This window comes from Vibrio zhanjiangensis, assembly GCF_030161235.1.
Taxonomy (GTDB): Bacteria; Pseudomonadota; Gammaproteobacteria; order Enterobacterales; family Vibrionaceae; genus Vibrio; species Vibrio zhanjiangensis.
In genome coordinates this window covers 1-22,489 of sequence record NZ_BSPW01000041.1, presented here as the reverse complement: position 1 = coordinate 22,489, position 22,489 = coordinate 1, and the positions used below count along the sequence as shown (strand labels likewise).

General features: G+C 43.4%; 20 protein-coding genes. 8 read left to right on the top strand and 12 right to left on the bottom strand.

Annotation, left to right across the window (positions count from 1 at the left end; all coding sequences use genetic code 11):
* Positions 1-12: 12 nt before the first annotated feature.
* The 3 genes from ibaG (at position 13) to QQK21_RS10950 (ending at position 2,395) form a co-directional block, all read left to right on the top strand.
* Positions 13-267 (top strand): BolA family iron metabolism protein IbaG, encoded by a 255-nt coding sequence (gene ibaG, locus QQK21_RS10960; protein ID WP_284192236.1) that lies wholly within the window; start codon positions 13-15, stop codon positions 265-267.
* Between the two features lie 9 nt (positions 268-276).
* Positions 277-1,542, top strand: coding sequence for a UDP-N-acetylglucosamine 1-carboxyvinyltransferase (murA, locus tag QQK21_RS10955; protein ID WP_284192235.1), 1,266 nt, complete (start codon positions 277-279; stop codon positions 1,540-1,542).
* Positions 1,543-1,654: 112 nt separating this feature from the next.
* Positions 1,655-2,395 (top strand): 1-acylglycerol-3-phosphate O-acyltransferase, encoded by a 741-nt coding sequence (locus QQK21_RS10950; RefSeq protein ID WP_284192234.1) that lies wholly within the window; start codon positions 1,655-1,657, stop codon positions 2,393-2,395.
* Between the two features lie 70 nt (positions 2,396-2,465).
* On the opposite strand, the gene arcA is transcribed toward QQK21_RS10950, so the two are convergent.
* Positions 2,466-3,686 carry an arginine deiminase gene (gene arcA / locus QQK21_RS10945; RefSeq protein WP_284192233.1) on the bottom strand — a complete coding sequence of 407 codons (1,221 nt, stop codon included), beginning with the start codon at positions 3,684-3,686 and terminating at the stop codon, positions 2,466-2,468.
* 564 nt (positions 3,687-4,250) lie between these two features.
* On the opposite strand from arcA, the gene rraB reads away from it, so the two are divergent.
* Both rraB and QQK21_RS10935 read left to right on the top strand, forming a co-directional pair.
* Complete coding sequence (gene rraB / locus QQK21_RS10940) at positions 4,251-4,661, top strand: ribonuclease E inhibitor RraB (protein WP_284192232.1); 411 nt, start codon at positions 4,251-4,253, stop codon at positions 4,659-4,661.
* A 125-nt stretch (positions 4,662-4,786) separates the two neighbouring features.
* Positions 4,787-5,587 (top strand): glycosyl hydrolase 2 galactose-binding domain-containing protein, encoded by an 801-nt coding sequence (locus QQK21_RS10935; RefSeq protein ID WP_284192231.1) that lies wholly within the window; start codon positions 4,787-4,789, stop codon positions 5,585-5,587.
* Positions 5,588-5,593: 6 nt separating this feature from the next.
* On the opposite strand, the gene QQK21_RS10930 is transcribed toward QQK21_RS10935, so the two are convergent.
* The 5 genes from QQK21_RS10930 to argR all read right to left on the bottom strand — a co-directional run bounded on the left by QQK21_RS10930 (position 5,594) and on the right by argR (position 11,236).
* Positions 5,594-5,986, bottom strand: a complete 393-nt coding sequence (locus QQK21_RS10930; protein ID WP_284192230.1) for a DUF2061 domain-containing protein — start codon at positions 5,984-5,986, stop codon at positions 5,594-5,596.
* 134 nt (positions 5,987-6,120) lie between these two features.
* Positions 6,121-6,558, bottom strand: coding sequence for a universal stress protein (locus QQK21_RS10925; protein ID WP_284192229.1), 438 nt, complete (start codon positions 6,556-6,558; stop codon positions 6,121-6,123).
* Positions 6,559-6,652: 94 nt separating this feature from the next.
* Positions 6,653-9,241, bottom strand: coding sequence for a TRAP transporter permease (locus QQK21_RS10920; RefSeq protein WP_284192228.1), 2,589 nt, complete (start codon positions 9,239-9,241; stop codon positions 6,653-6,655).
* Between the two features lie 224 nt (positions 9,242-9,465).
* Entirely contained in the window at positions 9,466-10,434 is a 969-nt protein-coding gene (locus QQK21_RS10915; RefSeq protein WP_284192227.1) for a TAXI family TRAP transporter solute-binding subunit, read from the bottom strand.
* Between the two features lie 331 nt (positions 10,435-10,765).
* Positions 10,766-11,236, bottom strand: a complete 471-nt coding sequence (gene argR, locus QQK21_RS10910) for a transcriptional regulator ArgR (RefSeq protein WP_284192226.1) — start codon at positions 11,234-11,236, stop codon at positions 10,766-10,768.
* A gap of 331 nt (positions 11,237-11,567) precedes the next feature.
* On the opposite strand from argR, the gene mdh reads away from it, so the two are divergent.
* Positions 11,568-12,500, top strand: coding sequence for a malate dehydrogenase (mdh, locus tag QQK21_RS10905; protein ID WP_284192225.1), 933 nt, complete (start codon positions 11,568-11,570; stop codon positions 12,498-12,500).
* A 103-nt stretch (positions 12,501-12,603) separates the two neighbouring features.
* Positions 12,604-12,795: a hypothetical protein gene (locus tag QQK21_RS10900; RefSeq protein ID WP_284192224.1), complete on the top strand. Its 192-nt coding sequence runs from the start codon at positions 12,604-12,606 to the stop codon at positions 12,793-12,795.
* Positions 12,796-12,836: 41 nt separating this feature from the next.
* Here the strand turns inward: QQK21_RS10900 and QQK21_RS10895 are convergent, their stop codons facing one another.
* From QQK21_RS10895 to QQK21_RS10875, 5 genes are all read right to left on the bottom strand, one after another.
* Complete coding sequence (locus tag QQK21_RS10895) at positions 12,837-13,226, bottom strand: RidA family protein (RefSeq protein ID WP_284192223.1); 390 nt, start codon at positions 13,224-13,226, stop codon at positions 12,837-12,839.
* A gap of 129 nt (positions 13,227-13,355) precedes the next feature.
* Positions 13,356-13,817 carry an aspartate carbamoyltransferase regulatory subunit gene (gene pyrI, locus QQK21_RS10890; protein WP_284192222.1) on the bottom strand — a complete coding sequence of 154 codons (462 nt, stop codon included), beginning with the start codon at positions 13,815-13,817 and terminating at the stop codon, positions 13,356-13,358.
* Between the two features lie 14 nt (positions 13,818-13,831).
* Positions 13,832-14,761, bottom strand: a complete 930-nt coding sequence (gene pyrB / locus QQK21_RS10885; protein WP_284192221.1) for an aspartate carbamoyltransferase — start codon at positions 14,759-14,761, stop codon at positions 13,832-13,834.
* A gap of 247 nt (positions 14,762-15,008) precedes the next feature.
* On the bottom strand, positions 15,009-16,013 hold the full coding sequence (locus QQK21_RS10880) for an ornithine carbamoyltransferase (RefSeq protein ID WP_284192220.1): 1,005 nt from the start codon (positions 16,011-16,013) through the stop codon (positions 15,009-15,011).
* A gap of 103 nt (positions 16,014-16,116) precedes the next feature.
* Entirely contained in the window at positions 16,117-17,493 is a 1,377-nt protein-coding gene (locus tag QQK21_RS10875; protein WP_284192219.1) for a PhoH family protein, read from the bottom strand.
* Positions 17,494-17,964: 471 nt separating this feature from the next.
* Here QQK21_RS10875 and rapA point away from each other — a divergent pair, with 471 nt between their 5' ends.
* Positions 17,965-20,874: an RNA polymerase-associated protein RapA gene (rapA, locus tag QQK21_RS10870; RefSeq protein WP_284192218.1), complete on the top strand. Its 2,910-nt coding sequence runs from the start codon at positions 17,965-17,967 to the stop codon at positions 20,872-20,874.
* Positions 20,875-20,948: 74 nt separating this feature from the next.
* Here the strand turns inward: rapA and QQK21_RS10865 are convergent, their stop codons facing one another.
* Positions 20,949-22,220: an NRAMP family divalent metal transporter gene (locus QQK21_RS10865; protein WP_284192217.1), complete on the bottom strand. Its 1,272-nt coding sequence runs from the start codon at positions 22,218-22,220 to the stop codon at positions 20,949-20,951.
* Between the last annotated feature and the right edge of the window lie 269 nt (positions 22,221-22,489).

The following is a 22,489-nucleotide window of genomic DNA, read 5'->3' as shown; positions in this document are numbered from 1 at the left end:
CAGGGGTAAGTGGTGGATAGTGCCAAAGTACAGCAAATTTTAGAGCAAGCACTTAACTTAGAAGAGCTTCATGTGAAAGGTGAAGGCAGCCATTATGAAGTTGTCGCTGTGGATGCCTGCTTTAATGGTATGAGTCGAGTGAAAAAGCAACAGCTAATTTACGCTCCATTAATGGAGTATATTCAAAGAAATGATATCCATGCCTTATCCATCAAAGCATACTCTCCTGATGAGTGGGCTCGAGATAAGAAACTGATGTCACTATAAGGATCTATGATGGATAAGTTTCGAGTTATAGGTTCTAAGCTTCCTCTTAATGGTGAAGTGACAATTTCAGGAGCAAAGAACGCCGCCTTGCCAATTTTATTTGCCTCTATTCTGGCGCAAGAGCCAGTAGAAGTGGCAAACGTGCCTCACTTGCGTGACATTGATACCACAATGGAGCTTCTTAAGCGTCTGGGTGCTAAGGTTGAACGTAACGGTTCTGTGCACGTTGACCCCAGTAATATCAATGAGTTTTGTGCCCCTTATGATCTCGTCAAAACAATGCGAGCTTCCATTTGGGCTCTTGGTCCTTTGGTGGCGCGTTTTGGTCAGGGACAAGTATCCCTACCGGGAGGCTGTGCGATCGGTGCTAGACCCGTAGATCTGCATATTAATGGCCTTGAACAGTTGGGCGCGACAATTGTATTAGAAGATGGATATGTGAAGGCTAGTGTTGATGGGCGATTGCAAGGTGCGCATATTGTCATGGATAAAGTCAGTGTCGGCGCTACGATTACGATTATGTGTGCCGCGACTTTAGCACAAGGAACGACGGTGTTAGATAATGCTGCTCGTGAGCCAGAAATTGTTGATACGGCTGAATTTCTCAATAAACTTGGCGCGAAAATTTCCGGTGCAGGTACGGACACCATTACTATTGAAGGTGTTGAAAACCTTGGGGGTGGTCAACATGCTGTGGTTGCTGATCGGATTGAAACGGGGACATTTCTCGTTGCAGCTGCAGTATCTGGTGGCAAAGTAGTATGTCGTAATACGAAAGCACATTTACTCGAAGCAGTGTTGGCTAAACTTGAAGAAGCGGGAGCGCTAGTGGAAACAGGAGATGATTGGATTTCCGTTGATATGCGCGATCGAACGCTTAAAGCTGTGACTGTTCGCACAGCGCCACATCCAGGTTTTCCAACCGACATGCAGGCACAATTTACGTTATTAAATATGATGGCTCAAGGTGGCGGTGTGATTACAGAGACCATCTTTGAAAACCGTTTTATGCATGTCCCCGAATTGATGCGTATGGGCGCAAAGGCTGAAATTGAGGGCAATACCGTTATTTGTGGTGACGTTGAAGAATTAAGTGGCGCTCAAGTGATGGCCACAGACTTACGAGCTTCTGCAAGTCTCGTTATTGCTGGCTGTATTGCCAAAGGCGAAACGATTGTAGACCGAATTTATCATATTGATCGCGGTTACGATAAGATAGAAGATAAGTTATCTGCTCTTGGAGCAAATATAGAGCGCTTTAGCGATTCTCGTTGATTGCAGCTCGCATGGTCAAGCCGAAACAGGAGTTTCGGCTTTTTTATGAGGGCCAAATCCGTTAGAGTCTCGGACAAATATTACTGACTACTTTGTTGTTGGAGAACAACTAATGATTGCACTATTCCGTGTATTGGCCATCGCGATTTTTGCCATTGTTATGTTTGTATTTGGGTGTGGTTATTGTTTGCTTAGTCCACGAAACCCCAAACATGTTTTTACTTTTGGTCGGCTGTTTAGCAAGATGTCTCGTGTATTTGGAATCACATTGGAGTTACGTATTCCTAATGATGCCTACCAACGTGGGCAGCATGTTTATATTGCTAATCACCAAAATAACTGGGATCTTTTCACCGTTTCTTCGGCTGTGACGCCGAAAGTCGTTACCGTAGGAAAGAAGAGTCTCGCTTGGATGCCATTATTTGGTCAATTGTATTGGCTAACAGGCAACATACTGATTGATCGAGCCAATCGCTCAAAGGCGAAAAGTACAATTGATCAAGTTGTTGACAATATGAAAGCCAGTGAAGTCTCAGTATGGATGTTTCCTGAGGGGACTCGTTCCCGTGGACGGGGTTTGTTGCCATTTAAAACGGGCGCATTTCATGCCGCTGTCGGTGCTAAAGTTGCGGTTGTTCCCATTGTCTGTAGCTCAACATACGGTCTTAAGCTTAATCGTTGGAATAACGGTCATGTTATTGTGGAAATGTTGCCTCCTGTGAGTTCAGAGGGTTTTGATAAAGGCAATATTCGAGACTTTGCCAATTTGTGTCATCAGCAAATGGAAGAAAAGTTAAAGTCGTTAGACAAAGAAGTAGAAATGTTGAACCTGCAAGCGGGTGTAAAAGCTTGATACGGAATTGAAAGTAGGACATCGAAAAAAAGAGGGAAAGCACCACTTTCCCTCTTTTTTATCGCTATGCCTAAATACTATCTCGTTCTATTGGGCAGCTCATACAACGAGCCCCGCCACGACCACGACCTAACTCATTGCCAGGAATGGTTAGTACTGTAATACCTGCTTTATCGTATTTCTCATTGGTATAAACGTTGCGTTCATAGCCAATTACAACACCAGGTTTGACCGTCAACACGTTGTTAGCATCATTCCATTGCTCTCGTTCTGCTTCATAGTTATCACCGCCCGTTGTGATGATCTTGAGATAATCAACCCCTAATGCTTTCTCAATAGCGTGGGTATAACTTGGCACTTGTTCAACCGTCATTTCATTGGTGCCTTTTGGTGTGAGCCTCCAAGTATCAAGATCTTTACGCATAATTTCTGGATAGACAGAAAAAGTATCAATATCCATGTGTGTCATCACTGTATCGAGGTGCATGCAAGAGCGATGTTTAGGCAGATCAATGGCTATCACTTGTTTTGCTTGGCCATGACGGAATAGATTTGCCGCTAGGTTTTCAATTCCTTGTGCTGTAGTACGTTCCGACATCCCAACCAGTACAGCGCCTTTACCGATGACAAGTACATCTCCGCCTTCAATATTCGCATTGTCGTAATGTAAGTCTTCATCTCCAAAGTACTTAATGAAATCTTGCCCAGCAAACACAGGATGCCAACGGTAGATGGCTCTCAAATGATTCGTTTCTCGCTGCCTTGCTGGCTTCATCATTGGGTTTAGAGATACACCGCCATACACCCAGCAAGAGGTGTCGCGAGTAAACAGGTGATTAGGTAGAGGTTCTATCACAAAGTCCAATGGGCGATGCATTTTAGGTAGCATTGAAGCGGAATGAATAGGTAACTCCGAATATGCCAAGCCGCCTAAAAGGACAGTGGCTAAATGTTCATTATCCATATCGGATAAATAATGGCGCAAATCCCTAGCAAAAGTGGGACCATAACGAAAATCAGATATTTGGGTATCTAATAACCATTCTTTGGCTTCTTTTACTGACAGTGTTTCTACCAATAAGTCATGAAGAAGTAGAACCTCAACACCCTGATTTATTAGTGTCTGTGCAAATTGATCATGCTCTTCTCCTGCCGCTTCTACGGCAAGAACATCGTCAAACAGTAGTTCGTGGCAGTTTGAAGGTGTTAAGTGGGTCAGCGCTCGTTCTGGACGCGCTAACAGAACTCGTCTCAATTGGCCGACTTCTGAACCTACATATAACTTACTCATTCTGCATCCTTACAATAATTTCCATTATCTATTTATGACAAGCTTGTTATCAAGATGCAAGTGCGATTGTTGGAGATAAAACCTATATTAAGGATTTTTTCTGGTTTTATGTGCTGATTTTGGTCTGTATTTTAACCATTCAAACCTATAATGATGGCTTAAACAGCAGGGATAACAATGCGTCAATATTCGTTGCTATTTATTGTGATTGCTGACAGATTAAAAATGATTTAAGCATAGCTATGCAAGCTTGAAGCAATAATTTACATCAAACTATATTTATATTCATTTGTTGGTTCAATGAATATATGCACAACTAAAATATAAAAACGCATTTAAGTGGTTTATAAGGGCAAGTAAGCAACGGTAGATAATTCTGAATATAGTTGATGATAAAAAAATGTTAAATTTTGCTGGTTGTGAGGTGGTTATGTTCCAATCTCGCTTGAGCGGGCGAATCAAGTTGCTTTGACACCATGATTGTGGGTAGTAATTTGACGAGAACCATGCGATATTCCTTGCCATTAACTTTCCAACAATACTGTTACTATCTGGAGCCGACTTATGTCTCATGAAGACGAATATCTATCAGTTGAAGAATTAATTGAGATTCAAAAGGAGGAAACTCGCGATATCATCCAAGCTTTGTTGGAAGATGGGAGTGATCCAGATGCGCTATATGATATTGAGCATCATCTGTTTGCAGAAAATTTTGAAACGTTAGAAAAAGCCGCGGTTGAAGCGTTTAAAATGGGTTTTGAAGTTCTAGAAGCTGAGGAAACGGAAGACGAAGATGGTAATAAGCTGCTGTGTTGTGATGCGACTATGGAATCGGCATTAAATGCTGAAACGATAGATTCCCAAGTGGAAAAGCTCATTCATCTGGCTGAAAAATATGACATTATCTATGATGGCTGGGGTACCTATTACGAAGGTGAAGATGCTCTGTATCCTGAAGATGACGAGGAAGATTAATTTTTATTTTTTGGCGAGAACCAGCACCAATGCTGGTTTTTCTTTTTTTATTTGCGAGATTTTAAGTATTGTCCAACTTTCAATTACTTTATAATTCTCCTTTTACGATCGGGCTATAGGGTTTTATGCAGTTATCACTTGCTGGTCTTTGGCAGCTTTCGCCACTGACGGATATTTCTATTCCGCAAGATGACATCCTTTTTCCGGCTCCTCTGAGTGATAAGCTGCCAAGCTCGCTGTCTGAAGATGACATAGCGGCTCAGGAATGGCACCTCATGCACGATATAGACGTTGATGAGGCGATGATGGCTTATCCATCGGTTGACTTGGTACTTGGCGGTATCAATGCTCATGCGGAAGTTCGGCTTAATGGGGTTGCCTTATTTGATTGTGATGGCTCGCAAACTGAATACAAAAAAGATATTCGCCCGCACATGCAACTTGGTCGCAACCGATTTGAGATTCTGCTCATTGAAGAGGATGATGACCTGCTACTTGAAGAAGATAAACTTGATATTTGCCAGCTTGGTGAGCCGGTTTATTTGAAGTGTGATCCAAGAGTTGGCATTTGGAAAGCACCCTATTTGCAGTTTATTCGCCATGTTCGTCTTGAACATGTGGTCACAGAGCAGATATGGCATCACGGAGGAGGCTGTGAATTTATGGTTGACTTACACTATACAACTTATGCTCCGGGATTGTTATCCGCTATGGTGAAATTCAACGGCATGAGCTATCAATTGCCCATCGATGTTCGTAATAACCATGTGAGTGCTCTTTTTCAGGTTGAAGCGCCAATATACTTTGACGCTAATCATCCGCAGTCGAATAACCTGTATTCTCTAGAAGTCATTCTTGATGGACAAACGCAAAAATTTTCTATCGGGCTGAGTGAAGATCTTTGCGTAACGCATTTTCCCGTCTAAATACGTTTACACTTGTAGAGCTTGCTTAGCGCTCACAAGACTTTGTTTACGAGTCCATACACGTTCGTGGAAATAATAAGCCAGAGTATTGATGCTTGGCTCAACGGCAGCCATCAAGCCTCCTACTAACCAGCTTCCTGATAACAAATAGGCAACAGTGAATGCGACACTAAAATGAACGACTGCAAAACTGGTTGTTTTTAATCCTGTCGCACTGTTCTTTTTCTTAAGATAGCTCACTGTCTGCCACAGACGCTCATGGAAGTAAAAGGCTACAGTGTTGACCATGGGTTCGATCATCGCAATTAGGCTGCCAATAAGAATATCACCAGTAAGAACGTAAGCGACGCTAAACGCGATGGTGAAATGAATTGAGGCAAAAGTTAATGTTTTTTTCATCAAATGATCCCATCATGGTTTCGATAGAATCATTATTGATTATTATTTTCACTAGTTAAAATTGATTGAAACTATATTATTAATCGTTATTAACTATTAAATGAAGTGTGTCAGCGTCATGCTCAATAAGCTATTTAGCCCTGTGGTTTTATCACAAGCACGTTGATTGGCGAGTTTTCAACAACTTTGCTTGCGACAGAACCTAACATCACTTTGTCTAATTTGGAACGTTTATGGCTTGGCATAACAATGAGCTCAGCCTGAACTTTCTTGGCGCAATCAATAATAGCGGAGTAAGGCTTTCCTTCAACCACATGGGTTTGATATGAAATATGTTCTGGAATATGGGTACTGGCGAATTGTTCAAGCTGTTTTTCTACATCTTGCTTCATTTTCGCTGCCGCATCTTTTGGAAAGTAAGTCGCCACCATCGACATGTGAATGCCAGGCAACACATTAAGTAAGTGAAGTTTTGCTGGAGAATGTTTGGCGTGCCAGATAGCAACCTCAAGTGCTTTATCTGAGAAACCATTGTCGTTTAAGTCGACAGGAACAAGAACATGTTTGTACATTGGGTATTCTCTCATGTAAACCGAGCCAACGAAGAGTTTACTTTGGCTCGGTAGTAAGTGTAGCTTAAGTTATTATTATTATGTGACGTCCTATTTAACACGCGCTTTGGGCAAGTGCATCTTTGCGTATGCGCCGTTTTTGGTTGATTGCCAAACCAATAAGCAGCAATAGTGCCGGGACGAATACCCATTCTTTCATTGGTCGATCTGCTGTTGTGATGACAGAACGTACTTCCCAATCAAAGTCAACGCCAGCTGCTTCTGCTGGGCTACCAAACTCGACCATATCAACCACGACTTTATCTTCAACTTGTTTTAATACAAGTCCCATAGAGCGAATACGATCATCTGCGGATTGAGCTTGATCATCAAAAGGTAGACGGACTGTTTTAGCCACCGATTCACCTTCGAGGTTTTGCCCGGAAACCAAAATCTCCATATCTTGTCCGATAGGTAGCTTTTGGGCAATTTGTCGGATATCCGTGCCAGGGTGACTTTCTTTGGCGGGATAAATGTGATCCCACCAATAACCGGGGCGGAAGAAAGTAAAGGTGAGCAGCAGTAATAGAATGGTTTCCCACCATTTATTTTTGGTAAACCACCAGCCTTGAGTTGCTGCTGAGAAAATAAGCATGGCTGCAATAGATGATGCTATGGTCAGCAACAGATGCCACCATGTATCAATACCTAGCAAGAGTAGTTGAGTATTGAAAATGAACATAAAAGGTAAAATGGCGGTACGAATATCGTAAGTGAACCCTTGAATACCCGTTCTGATTGGGTCGGATTTTGCGATTGCAGCAGCGGCAAAAGCGGCCAGTCCAACAGGCGGTGTGTCATCCGCTAAGATCCCGAAATAAAAGACAAATAAGTGCACCGCAATCAGTGGAATGATGACTCCGCTTTGCGCTCCCAATGTGACGATAACCGGAGCCATAAGAGTGGATACAACAATATAATTTGCGGTTGTTGGTAAGCCCATACCGAGAATCAAGCTAATGACCGCGGTAAACAGTAACATCAAAATTATATTACCGCCGGATATAAATTCGACGAAGTCAGTCATGACGAGGCCAATACCGGTAAGTGTTACTGCACCAACCACCGTTCCAGCAGCAGCTGTGGCGACACTGATCCCTATCATATTGCGAGCGCCGGATACCAAGCTTTCTAATAAATCTACAAAGCCTGCGCGTGTCTCTGCAACTGCATTTCCTTGTTTTGATATGAGTGACATGAGAGGGCGTTGAGTGATGATAATAAAGATCATAAACACCGTTGCCCAGAATGCTGATAATCCCGGTGAAAAGCGCTCTACTGTCAAGCACCAAACTAAAACGACAATGGGTAACAGATAGTGGAGGCCAGACTTAATGGTTGGCCCAGGATCTGGAACTTCGGTTAGCTCTGCATTAACGTCCAGCTCTCCTTCATGGGCATTCTTGGCTGAAATACTAATAAGCACAATGTAGGTGAGAATTAAGATGAATACGACGATAGGAGTTGCAGCCTCTCCAAATACGTTTTTCGTCCATCCTACCCCGTAGTAAACGGCTGCGCTGATTACACATAGACCCAAAATAGTTCCAGTGAAAGACAGTAGACTTTGAACTATGGTTGGTGTGTGACGCCGCGGGAGACCTTGCATACCAGCCTTGCAAGCTTCCAAGTGGACAATGTAGATAAGTGCGATATAGGAAATTAAGGCTGGAAGAATGGCTGCTTTGATGACTTCCACGTAAGAAATGCCAACATATTCTACCATCAGAAATGCAGCGGCACCCATGATTGGAGGCGTAAGCTGGCCATTGGTTGAGGCGGCAACTTCAACGGCCCCTGCCTTAGTTCCTGGAAAGCCTACCTTTTTCATCAATGGGATAGTGAATGTACCTGTCGTCACGACATTGGCGATTGATGAGCCTGATACTATGCCTGATAGACCAGAGGCGACCACAGCCGCTTTGGCTGGTCCCCCTCTCATGTGACCGAGTAAAGAAAAGGCAACCTTGATGAAATAAGCACCTGCGCCTGCGCGCTCTAACATGGCGCCGAAAAGAACGAATAGAAAGACGAAAGACGATGAAACGCCCAGCGCAACCCCAAATACTCCCTCAGTAGTGAGCCATAGATGAGACATGGCTTTACTAAGACTTGCACCTTTATGCGCTATCACATCTGGCATATAAGGTCCGCCAAAGACATACAATAAAAATACAGCGGCAACCACCATTAGTGGAGGGCCGAGAGCCCGACGAGTAGCCTCAAGCAGCAGAATCATCCCGACTACGGCAATAACGATATCGGCTGTGGTTGGTGCACCTGAACGACCAGCCAGTTCGGTATAAAAAATGTAGATATATCCCGCTGAGAAACTGCTGATCAAGGCCAAAAGCCAATCAGTTACCGGAATTCTGTTGCGAGGAGAGCTTTTCATCGCCGGATAAGCGGTAAAAGCCAAAAATATGGCGAACATTAAATGTATTGAACGTGCTTCGGTGTCATTGAGTACGCCAAAATCAAAGATGAAGGGTAGAGGAGATGCGTACCAAAGTTGGAATAATGACCAACATAGAGGTGTAAACCACAGGATGCGCGCCGAAATTCCTTTAGGAGAGCGAGCTCCAGTATCGGCTTGAGCCACCATTTCTTGCACATCTTGAGTCGGAGAAGAGGTCTTCGACATGTACTAAATCCTTATTATATATGGCCTGTCTGTTTATGATTATTAAGAGTTTGAATTGGTATTGTTATTTTTGCACGCTAAGCAACTTTTACGTGCTGAATATTATGCTGTGATAGGTAAGAGTAGGAAGGAGTTTCAAAAATATGAAACTCCTCTTGTTGAACCAGTACCTAGGGATAAGTCACGTCTTGTCCTAGACACTTGCTGTTAGCTGAGCATAACGGTTACTTCAACAAACCCACTTCTTTGTAGTATTTTTCAGCACCAGGGTGAAGAGGGATAGAAAGCCCCGCTTTTACCATTTCCTCTTTTTTCAGGTTAGCAAATGCAGGATGCAGACGTTTGAATGTATCAAAGTTTTCAAACACAGACTTAGCAACGTTGTATGCAACTTCATCCGAGACATCAGAAGTGGTTACCATAGTTGCTGCAACGCCAAAGCTGTTGACGTCTTTGTCTGTACCGCGATACATACCAGCAGGTACTGAGCTAAAGGCATAATATGGATTATCGGCAACAATTTTGTCGATCTCGGGGCCTGTTACAGAAATCAGTTTTGCATCACAAGACGTCGTTGCTTCTTTTATAGAACCGTTTGGGTGTCCAACTACGTACACGAACGCGTCGATCTTGTTGTCACACAATGCTTGTGAACGCTCAGATCCTTTTAGCTCAGAAGCAAGCTTAAAGCTATCATTTGTCCATCCCATAGCCTGCATAACAACGCCCATAGTGGCACGGTCGCCAGAGCCTGGGTTGCCAATATTGACGCGCTTACCTTTGAGATCGGAAATGTTGTCAATTTTAGAATCTGAACGCGCAATGATATTAAAAGGTTCTGTATGCAAAGAAAACACTGCGCGCAGCTTCTTGTATGGGCCTTGCTCAGCAAACTTACTGGTCCCATTATAGCCGTGATACTGCCAGTCAGACTGAACAATACCAAAGTCAAGTTCACCTGCTCGAATGGTATTGACGTTGTATATTGAGCCACCTGTCGATTCTACTGAGCAACGAATATTATGCTCTTTGCGGCCCTTATTAACGAGTTTACAAATAGCACCGCCAGTGGGGTAGTAAACTCCTGTCACTGAGCCCGTTCCGATAGTGATAAACTCTTGAGCGCTAACAGTACCAGTTCCGATTACGGCTGCTGCGATTGCACCAACTTTAATCAATTTATTTAATGCCATGAATTTCCCTTCCTTTATACATTATTTGTCCTACAGCAGGGTAAATTGCCGCGGAAGTTTTCGAGTCACGAAAACGGCATCTTTTTCAATCCGTGTGTTGAAAAAGTGGCAAAATAATATCAAATATTTTGTCTTCAATTTAATAATTGTTAAAAAATATGGTGTGTTTATATTTTTGTCACCCAATATTTTTGCTTTTTATTTATATTTTTTTCTATATAAAACATATATTTATTGGTTTTTTTTGATGAGAATAGATTTTCCTAAGATGTGATTGGAGTCACGCCAGTTATATGCCTTTGCGACTCATATTTTTTTCTTATGAAAATTTTTAGCCTTTATATTCAAATAATTCACACACAGATCTAAATAGCTGTTCTGTGGTGATGTTGAGCGTTGGAGTAATAAAGATAGTATCGTCTCCGGCAACTACGCCTAAGATACCTTCAGATTTACCGAGAGAATCGAGAAGACGCGCGATCAATTGAGCCGCACCGGGGCCAGTATGAATAACAACAAGTGCGATGTTGTGGTCAATATCCAACACCAACTCACGTAATGAGCTAGACACAGTTGGAACGCCAAGTTCTGCTGGCAAGCAATAAACCATTTCCATTTTTGCATTGCGGGTACGCACGGCACCAAACTTTGTTAGCATTCGCGAAACTTTGGATTGATTGATATTATCAAAGCCCTCATTTTTAAGTGCTTCCACAATATCGCCTTGTGATCCAAAACGTTCTTCCTTTAATAGGGCTTTGAAGGCTCGCACGAGATTATCTTGTTTTTCTGAGTGGCGCATTTTTTATCCAGCCTTAGTTATTACAAAGATTAAGTGCATATTCTCGCATAGCTATTCACCATGTGCCAATATTGAGACTGAATTATGTCTGAGCTATCACTGTAAACTGGCGTAATTTACAGCGAGTATAATTCAGATTTATATACAAGGATTTAGAATGCAGCTGGAGCTCAAAAATGCTTGTGTCAAGCGGGCTTTGACAGTGTTGCGCAAGGTCGCAAAGCTGACGTTAATTGATTGTAATCAGTATGTGATTGCTATAGTTTTGGACAGCATTGATTTCAACGCATCTTAAGACTTATAAAGAGATCCCATCTCAAGGAGAACTACGATGAAAGTAGCCGTTATTGGTGCCGCTGGTGGCATCGGTCAAGCCTTAGCCCTTTTACTGAAAAACCATCTTCCTGCTGGTTCAGATCTTGCTCTGTATGATATTGCGCCTGTTACACCAGGTGTTGCTGCTGACTTAAGTCATATCCCAACACCTGTTTCCATAAAAGGCTATTCAGGTGAAGATCCAACGCCAGCACTTGAAGGTGCAGATATTGTCCTTATTTCAGCAGGCGTTGCTCGCAAACCAGGTATGGATCGCGCCGACTTGTTTAATGTCAATGCGGGTATTGTTAAATCTCTTGCAGAAAGAATTGCCAAGGTTTGTCCTAACGCTCTGGTTGGTATTATTACTAACCCTGTTAATACAACTGTTCCAATCGCAGCAGAAGTACTCAAAAAAGCAGGCGTTTATGACAAGAGACGTTTGTTTGGTGTGACTACACTTGATGTTATTCGCTCAGAAACATTTGTTGCTGAACTGAAAGGTAAGGCACCAAGTGATGTAAAAGTACCTGTTATTGGTGGTCATTCAGGCGTGACTATTTTGCCTCTTCTTTCTCAAGTTAAGGGTGTTGAATTTAGTTCAGACGAAGTGGAAGCATTAACAAAACGTATCCAGAATGCAGGAACAGAAGTGGTTGAAGCTAAAGCTGGTGGCGGTTCTGCAACTCTGTCTATGGGACAAGCGGCATGCCGATTTGGTCTTTCTCTCGTCAAGGCACTTCAAGGTGAAGAAGTCATCGATTATGCGTACGTTGAGGGTAATGGTGAACATGCTACATTCTTTGCTCAGCCAGTCAAGTTAGGCAAAAATGGCGTAGAAGAGGTATTGAGCTATGGTGAATTGAGCGCGTTTGAAAAAAGTGCGCTTGACGGCATGCTAGATACACTCAATGGTGATATTCAAATTGGTGTTGATTTCGCTAAATAAGCGAGCCCCAATTTTCGCTGACAAAGGCTGACATTCGTCGGCCTTTTTTGATCTTTATTATTTATTGAACTGTATAAAAGTCAGTGAATAAGGAGATACAAGTATGGACATAGGTGACATTGAGAAAGGGATGTGGGTAGGGTTTGCGCAAGGCGTGGGCAAAGTGCTAGCGATTGATGCGCAAAACAACACAGTGTTACTTGAAGAGCGGACCTCTCACTACCAATTTTCGGCCGAGATCAGTGAGTTGATCGATGAACTACAGATCCAAGCAGGATGCAGCAAATACGGTTAGTCAATAGAGCGAGCCATTTGGCTCGCGTTTGATGCTATCGCTTACTTGCGAACTGCAATGGCTTCAATCTCAATGCCGACATCTTTTGGTAAACGAGCGACTTCGACACAGGAGCGAGCTGGGTAGTGCGCGACGTCGTGGTCGTCAAAGAATTTACCGTACACTTCATTCACGGTTCCGAAATCATTAAGGTCTTTAACGAATACCGTCATTTTGACGATATCAGACACAGTCAAACCGGAAGCTTCTACAACGGCTTTAACGTTATTCAAAGATTGTAGAGCTTGCTGTGCAATATCGGAAGACACTTCACCGTTTGCAGGATCAACGGGGATTTGGCCCGACGTCAGGACCATGCTACCTAAATCAACGCCTTGGACATATGGGCCAATCGCGGCAGGGGCAGAATTTGTATGAAGTACTTTAGTCATTGTTATATTCCATCTGTGAAGGGGTGTAACGTGTTTGAAAAACTTAGTCTGCCGTGAAAGCATCACGGCGTAAAGAAAAATCCCTGCTCGAAAAAGCAGGGATGTGAAGCCATCAGACAGTTAAGAACATTAACGCTCTGTCACTATCTCGCGAGAGAATACTTTTTCGCAATACTTACATTTAAGACGGATGTCGTCTTTTTTCTCAAACACCTTAAAGCTGCTTTCCACGGGTTCATTGTGAGTAATGCAGTTGCTATTGGGGCATTCAAATACGTTGTTAATTTGTTCGGGTAAATCGAGCGCCAACTTCTTCACTACCTCGTAGTTTTCAATTTGATTTACCGTCGCATGAGGGGCATATAGAGCCAGTTTGCTCGCTTGTTCTTCGCTGATAAAGACGTTTTCGATTTTAAGTAAATCTTTGTGTCCAAGAGCAGACGAAGGTAAGTTCAAGCCGATAGTGACGCGCTGCTTAGATTTGTGCATGGAAAACAATTTGAGTACTTTGATACCAATTTGAGCAGGGATATGGTCGATAACCGTGCCGTTCTTAATGGCTTCAACCTGCAATTGAGTTTCTTTTGTCATGATAATTCTCCCGATTACAGCGTTTTGTTGAGGACAAGAGCAAGTAATGCTTCACGAGCATAAACACCGTTTTCTGCTTGTTCGAAGTAATAGGCGTGTGGCGTTTTGTCCACATCGACTGTAATCTCATCAACGCGTGGCAGTGGATGAAGGACTTTAAGGTTCTCCCTTGCTCCTTCAAGCAATGATGAGGTTAGAATGTAGGCCGATTTAATATGGGCATATTCTGATTCATCGAAGCGTTCTTTTTGCACCCGAGTCATATACAAAATATCCAGTTCAGGAATAACACTTTCCATATCGGTATGCATACTGTACTGGATGCCCGCTTCATCCAGCTCTTCACAAATATAATCTGGCATGGCTAGGGCATCGGGAGCAATGAAGTAGAATCGAACATGATTGAACTTTGCTAAAGCTTGTGTCAATGAATGCACAGTGCGACCGTATTTGAGATCGCCCACAAAGGCAACGTTGAGGTTGTCTAGTCTGCCTTGCGTTTCTGCAATGGAGAACAAATCGAGCAGAGTTTGAGTCGGGTGTTGATTTGCTCCGTCACCTGCATTAATAACCGGAACTCCATGGGAGAACTCAGAAGCTAGGCGTGCAGCACCTTCTTGTGGATGGCGCATAACAAAGGCGTCAACGTAAGAGGAGATAACCTGAACGGAGTCTGATAGGGTTTCGCCTTTTTTCGCTAAAGAAGTATTACCGCCGTTATCAAAACCAATAACGCTACCACCTATACGTTGTATTGCTGTTTCAAAAGAGAGGCGAGTGCGGGTTGATGGTTCAAAAAAGCAGCTTGCGATCACTTTGTCCTTAATCAGAGTCGGGTTTGGCTCTGCTTTGAGTTGACCTGCGGTTTTGACAATCAGTTCCAGCTCATTACGAGAAAGTTCTGGAATTGAGATAATGTGCTTGTTGTAAAGCGTATTGGTCATAATCATCGTCCCATCTGCATGTTAGGCAATAAAAAAGCCCCCCTAAAGGGAGGCTTTAAAAATCAGTGGAAATAGCAAAAAGACCAGACCAGTAAGCGTTTGGGCTTACCCTATGTAAATCGCTTTGTTGAGCACCTTTACGTGGCATTTGGTCACTACCTCCAGACAAATTGCTCAGCATTATACGCTGAAGAGAGACCAACGCAAGCGTTTACGTCGAAGCCTGAAAGTGCAAATATTGTAGAGATTACGAACCCAAGGTGGCAACCATCACAGCTTTAATCGTGTGCATGCGGTTTTCTGCTTCATCAAAGACGATGGAATATGTGGATTCAAAGACTTCCTCTGTGACTTCTAACCCGCTCATACCATATTTTTCGGCAACTTCTTTACCTATTGTCGTTTCGTCATTATGAAAAGCCGGTAGGCAGTGCATAAATTTCACATTTGGGTTACCAGTCTTTTCTATGACATCCATATTGACCTGATAAGGTTTCAGTTGGGTGACTCGCTCATCCCAAGCCTGTGGTGCTTCGCCCATAGAGACCCAAACATCGGTGTAGAGAAAATCGCAACCCTTTACGCCCTCATCGACGTTTTCGGTAAGGGTGATTTTTCCGCCAGTTTGTAAAGCAAGCAGCTGACAGGTTTGCACAAGATCGTTTTCTGGCCAATAGGCTTTAGGTGCAACAAGTCTAATGTTCATCCCCATTTTAGCGGCGCCGACCAGTAATGAGTTCCCCATGTTATTGCGCGCATCGCCTAAATAAGCGAAGCTAATTTCATGCAGTTGCTTACCTCTACTGTGTTCCATCATTGTCAGCAAATCGGCGAGAATTTGGGTAGGATGAAACTCATTGGTTAAACCATTCCAGACAGGAACTCCCGCATATTGCCCTAACTCTTCAACAATGTTTTGTTCAAAACCCCGGTACTCAATACCATCATACATTCTTCCCAGTACTCGAGCGGTGTCTTTCATCGATTCTTTATGACCAATTTGAGAGCCAGATGGTCCAATGTAAGAGACTTGAGCCCCTTGATCAAAGGCTGCGACTTCAAAAGCACAGCGAGTTCGAGTTGAGGCCTTTTCAAAAATCAAAGCGATGTTTTTTCCGCTGAGTTTTTTTTGTTCAGTGCCTGCATACTTAGCCTTTTTAAGATCGGCGGCCAAATCGATTAAAAACTGAATCTCTTTTGGTGAGAAGTCGAGTAATTTGAGAAAATTTCTATTGCGTAGGTTGAAAGCCATGGTAACCCCAGAGTGTAAAATTCGCTAAGGCTATTTATAACTAAATATGTTCTATTTGTGAATAATTATTTGCGGGATACTTAGAGTATCCCGCGATGGAAGGTTATAAATTTTCTTCAGCAAACTCCGCTAAGCGGCTTCTAACCACCCCGTTGAGGTGGACATTAGCGCTTCCTTCAAAGTTTTTGAAGCGTTCAACCATGTAGGTTAACCCCGATGTAACTGGAGTAAGGTAGTGAGAGTCGATCTGCGCTAAGTTACCCGAGCAGACGATTTTAGTCCCTTCGCCGCAGCGAGTAATAATGGTTTTAATCTGTGAAGCAGTTAAATTTTGGCACTCATCAAGCAGTACAAAAGCATTTTGAATTGAGCGTCCACGCATAAAGTTAATCGATTTAAACTGTATGTTGGCTTTATCGCAAATGTACTTTAGCGACCCTTCCGTACAATGATCGTTTTTATGTAAGGCCTCTAAAGTGTCGGTGACGGCGGCAAGCCAAGGCAGCATTTTTTCTTCCTCGGTGCCGGGTAAGAAACCGATGGACTCACCAATGTCTGGTGTGTTTCGAGTGACTATGATTTTATCGAACATCCCTTTTTCTATGGTTTGTTCAAGGGCGGATGCGAGAGCAAGCAGAGTTTTACCACTTCCTGCTGCACCGGTCATGATGACGAGATCAATGTCGGGATCAAGCAGAGCGTCTAGTGCCATCCCTTGGTAAATATTTTTTGGCGTAATATCCCATGCTCGGCGGTTCAACATTCGCTCTCGACTCAGATCTTTGATGGTGATCTTATCGGGTTTTATATCTTCAACACGTCCTGCAAAATCACTGTTCTCATCGATAACGTATTGATTAATGTAGGTTGGTTCGAAGGGTTCTCGGTCGAGTATGTGATAGGTGTGACCAGCAAGCGTTTTGCTTTCAACTTGATCAACGTTGCTCCAAAAATCGCCTTCAATTTGTTGGAATCCTTTGGTTAGGTATTGGACATCATCAATCAGTTGGTCGGTACGATAATCTTCCACAAAACGAACGCCAGCGCCCTTAGCACGCAAGCGCATATTGATGTCTTTGGTGATTAAAATCACTTCTCGCGGTGCTCGTTTATTTTGTAAGTACAAAACCGCATTGAGGATACGATTGTCACCGGCTTTATCGGCAAAGGCTTTGACGGTTTCCTGTAATTCAAAGTCGGCAAGAATGGAGATATGTCCCGTGCGTTCTTTATCTCGGTTAATTGGAATCCCTTCGGAAATTTCGTCAGGGGTGGCATCTTTGAACATGGCTTCCATTGCTCTGATGGCCACACGGGCATCGCGAGCAACATCGCGTTTACTGTCCTTGATTCGGTCGAGTTCTTCAAGGACTGTCATAGGTATGACAACATCGTGTTCTTGAAAGGAATAAATAGCTAAAGGTTCATGAAGAAGGATGTTGGTGTCTAGGACAAAAAGTTTCCGATCCGTGTCACCCATAAGCGTCTCCTTGCCGAGATACGGCTAAAATGCCAATCACAATCGCTTGTTTTTTGGCTTACTTGCGTTGGCTTGTAGCAAGACGCTAAGTCGCTTAGAGATCGCTGTCGGTTAGCTGTTATGCTACAAACCCGTGTTGATCGTCATATCAATAATGCATTTATTATGCCAGTCGAAAAATTGACGCCAAATTTTGCACTATCAATTCTGAGTATAATCCAGATCTGCAACTCTCCCTTCCAGAACTGCCACTCTTTTCTTACAGTTTGATGTCATGCAAAAGATGGAGAAAAAATTGTTGTTTTTTGAGGTGTTTGTACGTGACCAATATCACAGCTTAAAGTAATATTAGCGGCCTTTTTTGCGTGATGACGGGTTATCATTTTCCTGTTATCAAACGGTCACGTCGCGCAAGAATAACTAAGATAATTAGACCCATTTTTTGAATTCAACAGGTGAGGTAGTCGATTCATGACATTTGCTTTGGGCCAGCGCTGGATCAGCGATACGGAAAGCGATTTAGGTTTAGGAACTGTGGTTGCATTGGACAATCGTACTGTAACACTTATGTTTGCAGCGTCCGAAGAAAACCGGGTTTACTCTCGTAACGATGCGCCTGTCACCCGTGTGACATTTAACACGGGTGACCTTGTAGATAGTCAAGAAGGATGGTCACTTAACGTTGGGCGGGTTGTTGAAGAGCAAGGTTTGTATACCTACTTTGGAACGCGTGAAGATACAGGTGAAAAAGAGGTTGCTCTGCGCGAGATTATGCTCAGCAACCAAATTCGTTTTAACAAACCACAAGATAAATTGTTCGCAGGCCAAATTGATCGAATGGACAATTTTGTGTTGCGCTATCGAGCATTACTAAATCAGTATCAGCAGCACAAGAGTCCGATGCGCGGATTGTGTGGTATGCGCGCTGGCTTGATTCCACACCAGTTATATATTGCCCATGAAGTAGGACGTCGACATGCGCCGCGCGTCCTGCTTGCAGATGAAGTTGGTTTAGGTAAAACCATTGAAGCTGGGATGATTATCCATCAGCAAGTGTTGGCTGGACGAGCTGAACGTATTTTGATTGTGGTACCGGAAACACTGCAGCATCAATGGTTAGTGGAGATGATGCGTCGTTTCAATTTGCATTTTTCTATTTTTGATGAAGAGCGCTGCATTGAAGCATTTGCTGATGCTGACAATCCATTTGATACCCAGCAATATGTATTGTGTTCATTAGATTTTCTGCGCAAGAGTCGCCAGCGTTTTGAGCAGGCATTAGAAGGGGAGTGGGATTTACTGGTTGTCGATGAAGCTCATCATCTCGAATGGAGTCCGGAAAAACCAAGCCGCGAGTACCAAGTAATTGAAGGCTTGGCTGAAAATACACCCGGAGTGTTATTGCTGACGGCAACCCCAGAGCAGCTTGGCCGCGAAAGCCATTTTGCGCGTCTGCGCTTACTCGACCCTGACCGATTTTACGATTACCAAGCTTTTGTTGAGGAAGAGGAGCAATATGCCCCTGTCGCGGATTCTGTGAGTGCCTTGTTCTCTGGAGAGTCTTTATCCAATGACGCCAAAAATCAGATCACTGAACTGCTGACAGAGCAAGATGTGGAGCCGTTATTCCGTATTATTGAAAGTGATACTGAAGAAGCAGAAAAAGCCAAGGCGCGCCAAGAGCTGATCGATAACCTTATGGATCGCCATGGTACAGGTCGAGTTCTGTTTCGTAATACTCGTGCAGCGATAAAGGGCTTCCCTGTTCGCAATGTCCACTTACTGCCAATGCCAATACCGACTCAATACACCACTTCAATGCGTGTTTCTGGTTTAATTGGCGGGAAAATAAGCCCAGAAGCGCGCGCTGTGAAAAATCTCTACCCTGAAGAAATTTTTCAAGAATTTGAAGGGGAAGAAGCCAGCTGGTGGCAATTTGATTCGCGAGTCAATTGGCTGATTGAAAAAATTAAGCAAAAGCGCAGTGAAAAAATTCTAGTGATTGCTTCGCGAGCGACAACGGCTCTGCAACTGGAACAGGCGCTACGTGAACGTGAAGGTATTCGTGCTACCGTGTTTCATGAGGGCATGTCGATTCTTGAACGAGACAAAGCAGCGGCGTATTTTGCTCAGGAAGAGGGCGGAGCTCAGGTGCTGATTTGCAGTGAAATCGGTTCTGAAGGGCGCAACTTCCAGTTTGCTAACCAACTGGTGATGTTTGATTTACCGTTTAATCCTGATTTGCTTGAGCAGCGTATCGGTCGTCTTGACCGCATTGGTCAAAGCAGAGATATTGATATTCACGTTCCCTATTTGGAGCAAACATCACAAGCAATTTTAGCGCGCTGGTTTGATGAAGGTTTGAATGCGTTTGCCGATACTTGTCCAACTGGCCGAGCGGTATATGATGAGTTTTCAGGTCGCTTAATTGACATGTTAGCATCAGGTGATATCACAGAACTCGATGACGTGATCAGCCAATCTGCGGCCATGAATCAAACCTTAAAGTCACAACTTGAACAAGGCCGCGACCGTTTACTTGAAATGCACTCAAATGGTGGTGAGAAAGCGCAGCAAATTGTCGATAACATTGCGGCAACAGATGGGGATACCAATCTGGTCACCTTTGCGTTAAGTCTGTTTGATACTATCGGCCTTAATCAGGACGATAAAGGTGAAAACGCCATAGTGGTTACGCCATCTGAGCACATGATGGTGCCAAGTTACCCTGGCCTACCCTATGAAGGGGCGACGATCACTTTTGATCGTAATACGGCGTTATCTCGCGAAGATATGAACTTTATCAGTTGGGAGCACCCCATGATCCAAGGGGGAATTGATCTCCTGATGAGCGAAGGGGTGGGCACAGCAGCGGTTTCTTTGCTTAAGAACAAGGCATTGCCGGTTGGCACCATGTTACTTGAGCTGATTTACAAAGTGGATGCGCAAGCACCAAAGCGCAGTGGCATTAGCCGATTTTTGCCTGCCACTCCGATTCGTTTAATGTTAGATGGTAAGGGCAGTGATTTGTCTGAGCAGGTTGAGTTTGAAAGTTTCAACCGTCAGCTTAGTCCTGTGGGGCGCCATATGGCGACCAAGTTGGTGTCATCTGTTCAGCCGCAGATACACCAAATGATCACAGCAGGTGAATCCATCGTGGTTGATAAGGTCACTGCGATACGCAATCAGGCGCAAACTGAAATGAAAGCCAGTTTGAATGCCGAGCTTGAACGTTTGCAGGCCTTAAAAGCCGTCAATCCAAATATCCGTGATGAGGAACTAAGCGCGATAGAAGAGCAAATAACTCAGTTAGAAGCCTATATTGCTAAAGCTCAATATCAACTTGATTCATTGCGCTTAATTGTGGTGTCGCATAACTAAGCGCTTTTCCTATACAAAAAAACAAGGCCTGATTTTGATATTGTCTCGAATCAGGCCTTTTGTGTTTAATTCTGTTATATCAACCAATTCCACCAAAAGTAGATCGCCAAAAAGCCAAACAAATAGATAAGCCCTGCTATCGAGAGCCATTTCATCGGTTTAGTTAATGCAAAAGGTTTGGGTAAATTTGTTTTGGATACCAGAATAAAGTTCAGTAGGGCAAAAAATGGCGTGGTAATAAAGGCAAGAGTTAAGCTGAAATAGAGAATCGACAATACCGAAGAAAACCAGAACAAAATGAGAGCCAGTGCCGCAAAGGCAATTAATACCATCCAGATCACCGACGTCTTGTGATTGATTTCTTCGCGCTCTTGCAATAAACGCTGAGCCTCCGCAATAGTGCGTGCATAACCATCGATAACGGTAATTGTGCTACCAAAGATACAAAAAAAGGCCGCCGCTGCGATAATACAATAGGTCCATTGCCCAACTCTGGATGTATAAACCTCAATCAATTGATTAGAAAACTCAACGCCGGATTGAGAAAACTCCAGCCCACTACCGTAAAACACCATAACCCCAAGCGCCAAAAACGCCAGTGCTAATACTAGGGTAACTAGATAATGAACATTAAAATCCCGTAAAGCGAAGTTAGTGCTAACCTTATTCTCAGATAGTTGGTCTTTTAACCATACTGAAGTTACGCTGGATATTTCTATTGGGGCTGGCATCCATACCATGGCGGCGATAATAAAGCCTATCGCTGTTATAGACCATGGTGTCTGCTCTTGCACCCTAGCGGGGTGATCAAGAGTTTGAGTTGCCGCTAACGCCAGTGCCGCGACCAATGACAGTATTAGAACAAGCATAATGACTTTGGATATTGTATTGAGCACACGATAGCGCCCAGAAGACAGCGCGATTAGACAGGCGAGCACAATGATGATGGATAGGCTGCTTAATGATAATTCGAAAGGTAAAAGATGGCCAAGTAAATTGGCACTAAATAACACCAAGGCTGAGGCAGTTACTATGCCAGATATAGTGCATACACCTAAAAATAACCAAAGAAACGCTTGGCCAAGTTTTGCATAGCCTTCGACCAAACTTTCGCCAGTTGCTGCGGTATATTGGATGCTGGCGCGAAAAAAGGGGTATTTTAGCAGGTTAATCAGCAAGATGACTATCGCGATCTGCCAGCCATAGGTGGCGCCCGCTTGAGTGGAAGCCACCAAATGAGATCCCCCAACAGCAGCAGTCGCCATTATAATGCCCGGGCCTGTTGAGCGGGTGAGTTGTAGGAGAGATAATTTGTTTTGACTCTCTGCTGTTGAGACAGTATCCATATAATTACCTAAATGCCCTGTTTGCCTTTAATAAATCGGCGTACGAATATCACAGTTCATTGGTGTGTTAAAACTCGTTTACATGGAAAAAATCAAACAAGGACACAATATGCAATCGTCATCACATTTATATGCCGTTTATAATGTTTTGATTGTTAACGAGTGAGAGGTTTATCGCTTTACATTTTTGCGGTCGGTTAAAGCTTTAATTGTCATTACTGAGGGATCTTGACGGGATAAATACCATTCGACTCTGTCGTATCCTTACA